The organism is Psychrobacter sp. CAM01 (assembly GCF_032842965.1).
Classification (GTDB): Bacteria; Pseudomonadota; Gammaproteobacteria; order Pseudomonadales; family Moraxellaceae; genus Psychrobacter; species Psychrobacter celer.
The window spans coordinates 369,290-383,116 of record NZ_JAWJBL010000008.1 but is presented as its reverse complement, the minus strand read 5'-3'; the positions used below and the strand labels follow the sequence as shown (position 1 = coordinate 383,116).

The 13,827-nt window shown below is 47.5% G+C and carries 11 protein-coding genes and 1 tRNA gene; 3 read left to right on the top strand and 9 right to left on the bottom strand.

Translation table 11 applies throughout. The features are described from left to right. The first annotated feature begins 186 nt into the window (after positions 1 to 186). From pyrC to R0I52_RS05300, 3 genes are all read left to right on the top strand, one after another. Positions 187 to 1,257, top strand: coding sequence for a dihydroorotase (pyrC, locus tag R0I52_RS05310; protein ID WP_317053472.1), 1,071 nt, complete (start codon positions 187 to 189; stop codon positions 1,255 to 1,257). 186 nt (positions 1,258 to 1,443) lie between these two features. Next, positions 1,444 to 2,202: a ribonuclease T gene (gene rnt / locus R0I52_RS05305; protein WP_317053471.1), complete on the top strand. Its 759-nt coding sequence runs from the start codon at positions 1,444 to 1,446 to the stop codon at positions 2,200 to 2,202. Positions 2,203 to 2,690: 488 nt separating this feature from the next. Beyond that, positions 2,691 to 2,766 (top strand) — tRNA-Glu (locus R0I52_RS05300). 408 nt (positions 2,767 to 3,174) lie between these two features. Here the strand turns inward: R0I52_RS05300 and R0I52_RS05295 are convergent. The 9 genes from R0I52_RS05295 to R0I52_RS05255 form a co-directional block, all read right to left on the bottom strand. Further along, on the bottom strand, positions 3,175 to 3,798 hold the full coding sequence (locus R0I52_RS05295; protein ID WP_317053470.1) for a BLUF domain-containing protein: 624 nt from the start codon (positions 3,796 to 3,798) through the stop codon (positions 3,175 to 3,177). Positions 3,799 to 4,173: 375 nt separating this feature from the next. After that, positions 4,174 to 4,887, bottom strand: coding sequence for a 2-C-methyl-D-erythritol 4-phosphate cytidylyltransferase (ispD, locus tag R0I52_RS05290; RefSeq protein ID WP_317053469.1), 714 nt, complete (start codon positions 4,885 to 4,887; stop codon positions 4,174 to 4,176). Between the two features lie 161 nt (positions 4,888 to 5,048). Continuing rightward, positions 5,049 to 5,357 (bottom strand): FtsB family cell division protein, encoded by a 309-nt coding sequence (locus R0I52_RS05285; protein ID WP_100749800.1) that lies wholly within the window; start codon positions 5,355 to 5,357, stop codon positions 5,049 to 5,051. A 119-nt stretch (positions 5,358 to 5,476) separates the two neighbouring features. Beyond that, the gene (gene eno / locus R0I52_RS05280) at positions 5,477 to 6,793 is read right to left on the bottom strand and encodes a phosphopyruvate hydratase (RefSeq protein ID WP_105243948.1); all 1,317 of its coding nucleotides are present in this window, start codon (positions 6,791 to 6,793) and stop codon (positions 5,477 to 5,479) included. Between the two features lie 319 nt (positions 6,794 to 7,112). Continuing rightward, the gene (locus R0I52_RS05275; protein ID WP_317053468.1) at positions 7,113 to 9,461 is read right to left on the bottom strand and encodes a cation-translocating P-type ATPase; all 2,349 of its coding nucleotides are present in this window, start codon (positions 9,459 to 9,461) and stop codon (positions 7,113 to 7,115) included. Between the two features lie 601 nt (positions 9,462 to 10,062). Further along, positions 10,063 to 10,287, bottom strand: coding sequence for a heavy-metal-associated domain-containing protein (locus tag R0I52_RS05270; RefSeq protein ID WP_100749802.1), 225 nt, complete (start codon positions 10,285 to 10,287; stop codon positions 10,063 to 10,065). 284 nt (positions 10,288 to 10,571) lie between these two features. After that, positions 10,572 to 10,826, bottom strand: coding sequence for a heavy-metal-associated domain-containing protein (locus tag R0I52_RS05265; protein ID WP_100749803.1), 255 nt, complete (start codon positions 10,824 to 10,826; stop codon positions 10,572 to 10,574). 36 nt (positions 10,827 to 10,862) lie between these two features. Further along, complete coding sequence (gene kdsA, locus R0I52_RS05260; RefSeq protein ID WP_317053467.1) at positions 10,863 to 11,738, bottom strand: 3-deoxy-8-phosphooctulonate synthase; 876 nt, start codon at positions 11,736 to 11,738, stop codon at positions 10,863 to 10,865. Positions 11,739 to 12,052: 314 nt separating this feature from the next. Beyond that, entirely contained in the window at positions 12,053 to 13,687 is a 1,635-nt protein-coding gene (locus R0I52_RS05255; protein WP_100749805.1) for a CTP synthase, read from the bottom strand. Between the last annotated feature and the right edge of the window lie 140 nt (positions 13,688 to 13,827).

Below are 13,827 nucleotides of genomic sequence, written 5' to 3'. Positions count from 1 at the left end.
TAAATCTTAAATAAATATATTTTGGCGGCGGTTATTTGGCATGCCAGCTGGGTCATTGCCCGCCTGTCTCTTCTATTGACTATATCTGGTCACATATTTAGTCAAGTAGGCAAATCTGTTATGATAGTCGGGCAGTATCACTCCCTTTTATTTCCCGTATATGACGATATAGAGCGCGACGACCTTATGACTGATTCGATTAGAGAGTTGACCATTCTTCAGCCAGACGATTGGCACATTCATTTGCGCGATGGCAAGGCACTGGGCACGACCGTGCCACATGCTGCAGATAGCTTTAACCGTGTCATTTGTATGCCAAACCTTGTCCCCCCTGTCAAAACTGTCGATGATGCCCGCGCGTATCGTGAGCGTATCATGACGCACTTGCAAAACAGCGACATAAGCGCTGAGCGCATTGCAGCGTTTAACCCCCGCATGACGTTATACCTCACAGACAACACCACGCCGCAAGACATCGAGATGGCTGCAAAATCTGGTATCGTCCAAGCGGTCAAGCTTTATCCAGCAGGCGCCACGACCAACTCGGCTGATGGTGTCACTGACATCAGTGCGTGCGTCGATGTGTTTGAAGCGTTAGAAAAATACGACTTGCCTTTATTGTTACATGGTGAGGTGACGCAAGATCATGTGGATATTTTTGACCGCGAAAAGCGGTTTTTAGACGAGGTATTGGCACAAATCATCGTCAAATTTCCCACTCTAAAAATCGTCGTCGAGCACATTACCACCAGTGACGCCGCTGATTTTGTCTTGGCACAAGGCAACCATATAGCCGCGACCATTACCCCGCAGCATCTGATGTTTAACCGCAATCATTTGCTGGTCGGTGGCATCAAGCCGCACTTTTACTGCTTACCTATCTTAAAGCGTGAAAGCCATCAAAAAGTCCTGTTAGACGTGGCAACAAGTGGCAATCCAAAGTTCTTTTTGGGCACTGACTCCGCCCCGCACGCAACCGACAAAAAAGAAGCCACGTGCGGCTGTGCCGGCTGCTATAGCGCCTCTATCGCTTTGCCGTTATATGCCACCGCCTTTGACAGTGTCGGCAAGATAGACAAACTAGAAGGGTTCGCCAGTCGTTTTGGCGCGCAGTTTTATGGCTTACCTGTCAACCAAAGCACCATCACCCTTATAAACACACCAATGCAAGTGCCAAACGCTTACCCGTATTTTGACGGCACTTCATTGACACCGCTGCTAGCGGGCGAGACGCTCCCTTGGTCGATTAAAGACTAATTCGATTAAAGACGAAGCCAACTTAAGAGTAAGTGGCAGCGGACGCCAAAACCCGCGCTTTTATTTGCTATCCGACGATATCGACGCTACCTTGTTACCTAAAGCGTAGCTGAGATCGTAGGACGGTTTTTTAGTGATTATTTATTCAATATAACAGCACGACTGACAAAAGTGATTTAACGTGATATGACCATTCAAAACGATACCGCTTTACCCCGCAACCCTGAGCACACACCGGCGACTAGCGCAGATAGCACTGCAGGTTCGTCAGATGAGCAAGCACCACTGAGCCTAAAAGACCGGTTTCGTAAATTTTTGCCTGTCGTCGTCGATGTGGAGACAGCAGGGTTTAACGCGCAAACAGATGCGCTACTAGAGATCGCCTGTATCCCTATCTTACTCAATGAGCAGGGCGTGTTTTATCCAGGAGATGCGCTCAACGCCCATATCGAACCCTTTGAAGGGGCAAACCTAGAGCCAAGTGCGCTGGCATTTACTGGCATAGATCCCAAAAACCCTATGCGCAAAGCCATCGCCGAAGACGAAAAGACTGCTTTACGGCGTATCTTTAAAGGTTTAAAAGAAGTCAGACGTGCAGAGGACTGTCGTCAGTGCGTGCTCATCGGTCACAATGCCCATTTTGATTTAGCGTTTTTAAATGCCGCAGTGCTACGTACCAATAGCAAAAACCATAATCCTTTTCATAACTTTTCGGTATTTGACACCGTGACACTGTCGGCCCTTGCTTTTGGTCAGACGGTACTGGCACGAGCTTGTAAAGCGGCAGGGTTAGGGTTTGATGGTAAAGACGCACACTCAGCGCTGTACGATACGCAAAAAACTGCCGAGCTCTTTTGTCATATATTAAACAGCTACCCCATGCTCGCAAACGCTATGGCTACTGAGCCTACCGAAGCTGACACCGCTACGCAAACTGACAAATAAGCCTTTAATCACATATCCTATATTGTTATGCCCTCATAATAATGCTATTGGTAAGACTAGCTGACTTTACCCTCTTGGTGTTTCAGTCGAAAAGGATATGAGAATAAAAACAGTACGCTGACGAGCCATACCAGCCTACTGCTTAGTGGTCTTATCATCCTACAGATGGTCAAAGTCGCCCACACGTCCTTGCAGTATATGAGTCATCACTGCAAGGCTTGATAGGAGGGACTCTATTATGGATCCACAGCTTAAATTATGGTGCACCATCCTCGGTTATGTGCTACTAGCCCTGACCATTAGCGCTTGTACTTCTCTATGGATTCGGCATCACTTAAAGCGCAAAGACCTACATCCGCGCCGCGCCATCAAAAAAAGATATTTAATTTTAAAAAGACGAAGAAAAAGGCTTGACAGAAAACGTAGACGCCATTAAAATACGCACCACTTCAGCATAAATGGTGAAAGCAGCTGAGGTGTTGTTACTAGTCCCCATCGTCTAGAGGCCTAGGACACCGCCCTTTCACGGCGGTAACGGGGGTTCGAATCCCCCTGGGGACGCCACTATAAGGCGTCACTTATTAGCCCTTTTGCTTAGCATAGCTTTTACTTAGCATAAGATAAGACTGATAAGCGTACCACCGAAAAGCCCCACTCATAATATCTTATGAGTGGGGCTTTTTTTATGCTGGTTTTTTGACTCAATGACTTGGTTTAGCCAAGCAAACCACACCCTTCTCTGCTAATGAGTCACCCTTTTTCTAACTTTTAAGCTCTAGACTCTATTGACCTACTCCTGCCATCAAAATTAAACGCTATCTGTCTGATAGATAGCCACAAAAAAGCCAGCAATGAATGCTGGCCTTGCAAGTTTAAAGCTAACTACACACTGCTTATATTACGGTCAGATAAATAGGATATAGAGAGACTGGAATAAATGTTTTGCCGCACCTGTCGACGCAAGCGAACTTCCTACCAGATTTTATCTGATAGCATCACCCACAACAGCGCGATGACTATCATCGAGCCCAATACCGTTTGAATCAAAAAGAACGCTTGATGCTGACCGACTACTTTACTTAAGGTTACCCCTAAGGTGCTGTACTTAATCGGTTGGGTGTCAATATTACCTGTTCTGATTTGCTCTTCGTAGTAGCCTTGTAGTACATCCAAAAACCTACGCCACTCATCAGCATTCCAGTTATAGGGCTTAAATGGCATTAATTTTTTCAATGCAGGGTCTCTCGTCATCCAGCGTTCAAGCGTGATAGAGCGTAATGACCAGCTCGAAAAACGTCGCTTATCAATCGCTGAAAAGTCCAAGACATTCATGTCTTTATGCCGATCATCTACTAGCAAGCGATTTTTTAGATTGGTCAAATCCTGCTCTGACCCCTCTACACATTGCAAGAAATACCCGTTGCCATAGCAAAGAATACCAGTAATCTTATCAGTTTGGTTACGCTCAATCGCTACCTCTGAGATGTCATTGAGCGTACTAGGACTTGATAGACCAGTCGAAGTAATCCGGCTGATATATACCAGCTGGTAAAGATCTGTCGTTACTGGATTTGTCGAATCATTGATTATTGACAATCCGCTTCTCCCTATATTTAGGTTAATGTAGCTAAAACAACCATACTAACGTTGGAAAAAATCTAGAGACAAGACAATCAAAAGTCATCAACTGGCTTGTTATATTATTGATTTTATAAGTGTTTATATAAATTGTATTAAGTTAGTTACATAATAGGCTAGTTCAGTCATCAAAGCAACCTATGTTTACCTTATAAGTTTGATTATATATAAATAGACATATATTAGCGCACCTTTATATTTGATTAATCAAATATAAAAAGTACAATGCTTTGAATTTTTTGCAGCAATAATATACGGACATACCAAAAAAACAAGCGGTTTAATAAGCTGATGGTTCTAGCGTCTACGTAAAGGCTTGCCAGGTAAAAGCTACTAAGCTTGCAGACTCAAGATAGCAGAAAGCAAGACAGCATCATCAGGATACGTCAATTTGATGTTTTGGCGACTGCCAGCTACCAAACGAATAGGCAGCCTCAGAGACTCAAAAGCACTGGCTTCATCCGTGATTGCTATCTGCTGTTCACTGACATGCTGTAGGACTTTTCTTAACTGATCTAATCGAAAGACTTGCGGCGTTTGTGCTTGCCATATATTGCTGCGATCAAGCGTTTGCGCAACATAAGCAGGCAGCCCCGCGTCTTGCGTATAGGAGTGCTTGAGAGTATCAGCGACTGGCGTCGCTAAGATGGCGCCATACGGTTCATGCATCGCTGCCGTAATGACTTTATCAATATCACAGCTGGGCACCGCTGGGCGCGCAGCATCATGAATCAAGACCAAATCGGTGTCTGCAGCACCCGACTGCCGAATGGCCTCCACGCCCGCCTGCACCGACTGCCAACGCTCAGCACCGCCAGTGGCATATTGTACCGGCATGGTAAAATCGAGCGTTTGCGCGGTGGTGTCGTCTGCAGCGATGACCAACCAGCACTGCTCGATAAAGGCACTACAAGCGAGCCGCGCCACGCTATGCTGCAGCAATGTCTGGCCTTGAAACAAGGTATACTGCTTGGCCATAGAAGCACCAAAGCGACTGCCGCGACCAGCAGCAACGATCATGGCATGTATGCGAGGAGTGGTATTCATGAGCCAAGGCCTATCAAAGGAAAATCACGGCGAGCCATGATGTGTCGCTAAAAAAAAGAGAGGAAGATAAAAAAAGAAGGGGTTAAAAACTATCTATATGTCATCGTAATTATAATGAAAAGAACAAGGTATGGCCAAACGGCTGGCTTAATGCGCCCACCTTAATAACGACTGTGCGTCGTCGGCGCCGTGGACACCTGTACAAAGGTTTCATTGGGTTTGATAAGACCTAAGTCTAAACGAGCATGCTCTTCTACCGCCTCAAGACCATTTTTTAGGTCATGAACATCCGTACGCAATAAATTATTTGCTGATACTTGATTGTCATTTAAGCGCTGCTGCTCTTCGATTTGTGTCAGCAGTTTTTGATGCTCAAAATGACCATTTTCACCCAGCCAGTACTGATATTGCAGACCTAAAAGCACTGCAACGGCTAAGGCAAGTAGCATAAATTGGCTAAAGTATTTCATAAAGGGTTTGCGCCAAATAAGACAGAGAGAATCAACACAGCTCGGTATGCTGAACGATACCGCAAAAGCAGCCTATCGTCCAGCATACACTTACTTATCAGCTGTAACTATGAGAGCGTTTAGCCACGTAGGCCGATAAACTCTTCACGGCCACGGTAGCTGGCGCGTACTTGCTGCTCGATACGCAATAGCTGATTATACTTTGCCACACGATCCGAGCGACATAGTGAGCCTGTTTTGATTTGACCGGCGGCGGTACCGACTGCCAAGTCTGCAATGGTGCTGTCTTCTGTCTCACCTGAGCGATGCGAGATAATCGTCGCATAGCCATTTTTCTTCGCCAGATAAATGGCGTCTAGGGTTTCTGACAGCGTGCCGATTTGGTTAAATTTAATCAAAATCGCATTGGCAATGTGCTTGTCGATACCTTCTTGCAAGATAGCAGGGTTGGTCACAAACAAATCATCACCAACCAACTGAACTTTATCACCGATTTGCTCAGTTAAGTACTTCCAGCCGTCCCAATCTGACTCATCAAGGCCATCTTCGATAGAGATGATCGGATATTGACGCGTCAGGCCTACGAGGTAGTCTGAGAAGCCTTGACTATCAAAGGCTTTGTTGCCCTCACCTGCCAAGACATATTGTCCGTTTTTATAGAACTCACTAGCCGCACAATCTAACGCCAAATGAATCTCTTCACCAGCCTTATAGCCGACCTGCTCGATCGCTTGCATGATGACAGTGATGGCCTCTTCGTTGCTACGCAGGTTGGGTGCAAAACCCCCTTCATCGCCGACCGCAGTATTGAGGCCTTGTGATTTTAGGACAGACTTTAGGCTATGGAAAATCTCTGTACCCGCGCGCAGGGCTTCTGAGAAGCTGGTAAAACCAACTGGCTCAATCATAAACTCTTGGATATCAACGGTGTTGTCGGCATGCTCGCCGCCGTTTAGGATATTCATCATCGGTACCGGCATGGTCAATGATGTCTGATTGCGCAAGTTGGCAATGTATTGATGCAGTGGCAAGCTTTGTGACTTAGCAGCGGCTTTTGCCGTGGCAAGAGAGACTGCTAGCATGGCATTTGCGCCAAGGTTGTCTTTGTTTTCTGTGCCATCTAATGCAATCATCGCATCATCAATGGCTTGCTGCTCGGTGACGTCCTTGTCCATAAGCGCACTACGGATCTGGCTATTGACGTTGGCCACGGCTTTTTTGACACCTTTGCCCATGTAGCGATCTTTGTCGCCATCACGTAGCTCGAGGGCTTCACGTGAGCCAGTAGACGCGCCACTTGGTGCAGCAGCACGGCCGATAGTACCATCAGCCAAAATGACGTCAGCTTCGATGGTTGGGTTACCGCGCGAGTCTAAAATCTCACGGGCGCGAATGTCTTTAATTGCGGTGACGTTGGTGGTTTCTTCAGCGTACATAATGTCTGTTAATTCCTTTGGTCATGCCAAGTTTGTGGGGTAAATAACGGCAACTAGAATACAAAAAAGATAAAATAAAATATCGTATAGCGCAGACCCAAACCTGTCTTGCCTACTTAGTATAATCGGCTGGGTTTGGACAAAATCAAGCGTTTATTTACGGCTTTCATGAGCGGCTATCGTACGTGGCATCATAGCATAAATTTCGCCAAACTTCCCTTCTCTTACACCGACTGACGCTCATAAAGTCATACAAACGCTCGGTTATCCGCCTATCTGGCTCACGGCGATATCGGCTAAAGTGACTGCCCTAAAAGACTTATGCACTTGGCAAGCGCTTATCATCAGTGTGATGAGTAGAGACGGTATTATCTAGCTCAACTTCAGTGCGAAAACGGGTCAAACGCAGCGCGTTCATCAGGACAGAGATGGAACTCAACGCCATTGCCGCCGCGGCAATCATCGGGTTTAAAAACCCAAACGCTGCCAGCGGTATGCCCAGCGTATTATAAAGAAACGCAAAAAATAAGTTTTGCTTGATATTGCGCAGTGTGGAGTTGGCGATTTTTTGGGCCGCATCGATATGCATCAGCGACTCGCCCATCAAGCGAGCGGAGGCGCTATGCTGCGCGACATCAGTACCCTCAAACATGGCAAAGCTGGCATCGGCAGTGGCCATTGCTGGCGCATCATTGACGCCATCACCTGCCATGGCCACTTTATGGCCTGCAGTTTGCAACAGCGCGATTTGACTGGCTTTATCCCGCGGGCTCATTTGGCCATATGCCTTGTCGATGCCCAGCTGCCCTGCCACGTGATCGACCACAGACTGCTTATCACCACTCATCAAGATGACTTGGATGCCGCTCTCTTGTAACGCCGCTATCGCCTGCGGGGTGTCTGCCTTTAGATCATCTGCCAAAGCAAACGCCCCGATTGGTTCGTCATTAATACTAAGCGCCACGGTACTGGCAATTTGCCATACTTTTGGCATAAATTTGGGCAAAGTTAGATTGGCAAATTCTGCCGTGCCGACTTTTACCAGACCCAAGCCTTCGATATTGGCTTGGATACCCGCGCCTTTGATGACACTGATGTCAGTGACATTCATCAGTGGCAAATGACGCTCGGCCGCAGCATTGATCAAGGCGGTCGCTAAGGGGTGACTGGCATGCGCTTCAACGCTTGCCGCAATTTGTAGCACATCATCGACAGCGATAGAGTTGTCCACCATGACATGCTCGACGATAGACGGCTTACCGACAGTCAATGTGCCGGTTTTATCAAGCACGACCGTGTCGATATTGCCTGCCGCCTCGAGGCTTTGCGCGTCTTTAAACCAAACGCCATGGCGCGCGGCCACGCCCATGCCCGCCATGATAGCCGCAGGCGTGGCCAGACCGAGCGCACAAGGACACGCGATAACCAATACCGACACCGCATGCATCAAGGCGGTATCCACCATGCCGGTCAGCCACCACGTTAGCCCAAAAGTAGCCAAAGCGATGGTCACCACCACTGGTACAAAAACAGCCGTCACTCTATCGGCAAGCCTTGCCAAGTCAGCCTTTGAGCCTTGGGCGTCGCTAAGGGCTTTGACCATATCGCCAAGCTGGGTATCGCTGCCTTTGGCACTGACGCGATACAGCAAACTGCCGTTTTCAACCAATGCCCCTGCCAGCAGCTCGTCGCCTATTTGTTTTTTGAGGGGCACAGACTCGCCCGTCAGATGACTCTCCACGCACCAGCCGCCGCCATCTATGACCACCCCGTCGGTCGCCACACGGCTGCCTTGCTTGGCACGCAGGATGTCACCGACTTGCACCGCCTGCAATGCGACATTATGAAAGTCGCCGTTGGGCTGCTGCTGCTCTACTTCATCTGGCGTCAGTGACAACAATAAATCGATACTGTTTAGGCTGTGCTTTTTGGTGCGCTCCTCCAAATACTTACCCGTTCGCACAAAGGCGATAACCATCACCCCGGCTTCAAAATACACAGCAGGGCCATGTCCGCCAGCATATCCACTTTGCAATAGGCTACTTAACGTGCCATCGCCATGAGTCAACCACAGATAAGTAGAATACGCCCAAATAGTCACCGTACCGATGACCACCAGCACGTCCATATTGGCAAGGCCGCCTTTGATAGACGCCCACGCACTTTTATAAAAGGGCAATGCCAGTCCAAACTGGACAATGGTGGCTAGGACAAACTGAATCCAAACAGGCGGCATCCACGCCATACCAAACCCCGTTAGCATACCCGCCATACCAACCAAAAACGGCAACAGACAAATCCATAGCCCGATCAAGCGCCATGGATACTCGGTTGCAGTGTCTTTATCCGTCTGTGCAAACAAGCTGTCATCGGCTTGCAGATTGGCGACAAAGCCGGTTTTGTTGACCCATTCTGTGACTTGCTCGGGGGTGGTCTGCGCCGGATCATAATCGATATTGGCAGTCTCACCAGCGAAGTTCACACTTGCCTCATATACCGCCGGCTTTTTGCTAAGTACCTTCTCAATCCGCGAAGCACACGCCTGACACGTCATGCCATCGATCGCCAGCTGCAAGTGGGCACGCTCAGGCGCTATCGCAGTCTTGGACTCAATATCAGTCGCCACCTCATAAGACGGGTCAGTACTGGTGCGGGTAGAATCTTTCATAAATAAAACTCGTGGTTGCGTTATAGCGCATTACATAGTCGGTTTACTCTAAAAGCGGCCAAGGCATCTATAAAGGCAACTGCCATCTCTTAAATGACAGGCGCTTCGTTTTGGGTAGGCGGACTATAGCGTTTATAAATGTATAATAAAATCGGTGAAAAATCTAAATATCAGACGTCAAAATCAGAAAAAAGCGTCTGCAGGCAAATAGACTATGCTGGGGCGTGTCCTCATTCTCAACATGAATGATAGGGTCAATCTTAAATAAAAGAAGTACATGGTTTTATCACGCGCGACTGGTATTAATTTTTCTTGCTTGCTGTGCCTACGCAGACAGAGGCTGCGCAAAATTACTCCCAGTCGCACTGTATTTATTTTATAGTGGCTCAATGATAAAAATAAGAACACGCCCTAATCTAATGAGAGATAAATCCTACTCAAGCGTGGCTATTGCCTCATACCTAGTAAATGGCTACGACTATTCTCTATTCAAGCCCTGCAGCCATGCTTAGCAAAGTTGTCAAAGCAAGTAGACTGACCGCAAGGCTCTCATGAAAAAAAACCAGCCATGACAGCTGGTTTTGCGTTAAAGCGGTAAGACTTATGAGTTGGCGACGGTTGCATCAAAACCTGCCTCTTCGATCGCGGCGGCAATGGCTTCTGCGCTGGTTTTGCTATCATCAAATGTCACCGTTGCCAGCTTGTCAGCCAAATCGACAGTCATGGTATCTAAACCGTCGATATCACCTGTGGCTGTATGAACGCTTGCCACGCAGCCGCCACAAGTCATGCCATCGATATTGATAATACGAGTCTGGGTTGCCATGAGGGCCTCCTTATTGTTATATAATTAACCTAGTTTAAAGTAAATACAGTCATTTACTAAGGGCGTGTCCTAGCATAAGCCCTATCAGAGCCAACAACAAGGCGCTTTGGTATGACTTTATTATCTAACGCCTTCATACTTTATATAATCAAGCTTTATATAATCAAATCCAAATAAATCAGATCCACGGCTGTCACGTCGTTTTTATATTGGATTGACTTTGTCCAGCAGGCGATGCCCGACGCTCACTTTGCGACGTCAGTATCTTTTAATTATGATAACTTTTAATCATGATAGCGTGGATTTTGCGGTGCATCGATAGGATATGGCTGCGTCACATAATCAACCATGCTAATCGCCGCCGTTAAGGCATGAATACTGGTATCGGTATCATCATAACGCACGGTTGCTATACTGCTTGCCGCATCCAGCTCTATCGCGGTCACCCCTGTGATGTTTTTCAGCGCGGTCATCACACTGTCCAAGCCTTCGGCATCATCGATGTTTTCGATGCTGACTTGTGCTGTCTGAATCGCCATTATCCTATCCTCCTATCATGGATTCCATTGACGGTATTAGTGAGTATCTAATACCTCAAAACCTTTGACCAAGTCATCAATCTGCTTAAGCTGACGCAAAAACGGCTCCAACTGGCTGGTTCTGAGCGCACAGGGGCCATCACATTTTGCCACCTCTGGGTTTGGATGCGCCTCCAAAAACAGCCCCGCCAGTCCCGTTGCCATCCCTGCACGGGCAAGGGTGGTGATTTGTTCACGGCGGCCGCCAGCACTGTCACTGCGCGCGCCTGGCTGCTGCAAACTGTGGGTCACATCAAAAAACACCGGTACATTCATTTGTTTCATGGTATCAAACCCGAGCATATCCACGACCAAATTGTTATAACCAAAGGCACTGCCGCGCTCACAAAGTATGAGCTTATCATTACCGCCTTCCAAGCATTTATTAATGATATGACGCATCTCATGCGGCGCTAAAAACTGCGCTTTTTTGATATTGATGATGGCATCTGTCTTTGCCATCGCATGCACCAAATCAGTCTGACGCGACAAAAACGCAGGCAGCTGAATGATATCGGCGACCTCTGCGACCGGTGCGGCTTGATACGGCTCGTGTACATCGGTGATAATCGGTACTTGAAACTTTTCTTTGATTTGCCCCAGCCAGTCGACGCCTTTTTCTAAGCCTGGGCCTCGATAAGAATGCAAACTAGAGCGATTGGCTTTATCAAAGCTGGCTTTGAACACATAGCCGATGCCCAAACGCTGACATATCTCGACATACTGCTCCGCAATCTCAAACGCCATCTCTTTCGATTCTAAGACATTCATACCGCCAAACAACACAAACGGCTGATCATTACCGATCGTGATGGTGCTGTGACTGGAGGTGGTGAGCGTGATATGCGATTGCGCTGTGGTTAGATTGTCCATACCGCTGTTTTCCTCTTTATTATAGTGATGTCTCTGCCTGATATTGTAACCGATAACCCAATGAAAGAAAGTATCCTAGCGTAATTAGACATGATCAAGCATTGTTATTGTCACTGCTCGACCAGCTAGGCATAACCCCCTGCATGTATAAAAGCAAAAAAGACCAATCCGAAGATCAGTCTTTTTACAGTAATACTGTTATCGCATAGCATTTATGATTGATGCGAGCACAATTCTTACTCGGTCACTCATAGCTTTTTTAATAGTAGCAACTCTCTCTACTAAGCAGCGGTTACTTCCTACTAAACTAACCGCTACTTCGTTTCGCTATAGTCTTTTGCCGCTTTGACAAAGCTATTAAACAGCGGATGGCCACCACGAGGCGAGCTGGTAAACTCAGGATGGAACTGTACCGCGATAAACCATGGATGATCTGCAATCTCAACCGACTCAACCAAATGCTGTTTGGCAGAATAACCCGAGATACTCATACCCGCTTGCTCTAGTGGCTCGATATAACGATTGTTCATCTCATAACGATGACGATGACGCTCAGTGATGTTTTTGGTGCCGTAGATCTGTGATAGCTTGCTACCAGCAACCAACTCCGCTTGTTGCGCGCCTAGGCGCATCGTGCCGCCAAGGTCTGAGTCATCGCTACGAATCTGTAGCTCGCCGCGCTCATCTAGCCATTCAGTGATCAGCCCGATGATAGGCTCAGCGGCAGTACGATGAAACTCAGAAGAGTTGGCATCGATATGCAGCACATTACGGGCGTATTCAATCACCGCCAGCTGCATACCCAGACAGATACCCAGATACGGCACTTTGTTTTCGCGGGCATAAGTGATGGCTCTCATTTTACCAGTGGTACCGCGCTCACCAAAACCACCTGGTACCAAAATCGCATCGGCATCGTTTAGACGCGCATACAGCTCATCGTCCGTCTCTAGTAGCTCAGCATCGATATAGTCAATTTTGACATCTGACTGGTGCACGATACCGGCATGTAGCAACGCTTCGTTGATTGACTTATAAGCGTCTGGTAACTCGACATATTTGCCGACCATCGCCACCGTCACTACCGCTTCAGGGTTGAGCTGGGCTTCGACCACTTTGTCCCAATCGCTCAAGTCCGCTTCTGGTACATCAAGACCAAAACGCTCGCAGATTAGATCATCAAGATCTTGCTCATGTAGCGTGCGCGGGATTTGATAGATGCTTTGGGCATCTTCACACATGATGACTGCGCGCTCTTCGACATTGGTAAACAGCGCAATCTTGCGGCGGTTGTCTTGCGAGATATGGTGCTCAGAGCGGCAGATGAGAATATCTGGCTGCAGACCGATAGAGCGTAGCTCTTTGACTGAATGCTGGGTCGGCTTGGTTTTGGTTTCGCCGGCACTGGCAATATAAGGCACCAGCGTTAAATGCATGAGCATAGCGCGATTACGACCAAGCTCTACTTGCATCTGACGTACCGCTTCCATAAATGGCAGCGACTCAATGTCACCGACTGTACCGCCAATCTCGATAATGGCGATATCGTAGCCTTCGCCACTGGCAAGAATCTTACTTTTGATTTCATCAGTGATGTGCGGGATGACCTGTACGGTACCGCCCAGATACTCACCGCGGCGCTCTTTGTTTAGCACGTTTTGATAGATACGACCACTGGTAAAGTTGTTGCTCTTAGTCATCTTAGAATGGCGTAAGAAGCGCTCATAATAGCCCAAATCTAAATCCGTCTCTGCGCCATCTTCGGTGACAAACACCTCACCATGCTGAAATGGGCTCATCGTACCTGGATCGACGTTGATATACGGATCCATCTTGGTCATCGTGACAGTCACGCCACGCGCTTCTAAGACCGCAGCAAGAGAAGCGGCGGTGATACCTTTTCCTAGTGAGGACACTACCCCACCGGTCACAAATATAAACTTGGTCATAGTACTCTTTCGGTAATTGGTAAAGAAGGATTTTACTAAAAATACGCCATAAAATATAGGGCAAAAATGCAAACTGTCTGAAACTCTTGTTTTCTACCTCAGCGGTAGACTTTTGTCACAAATAATACATACAACAAAAA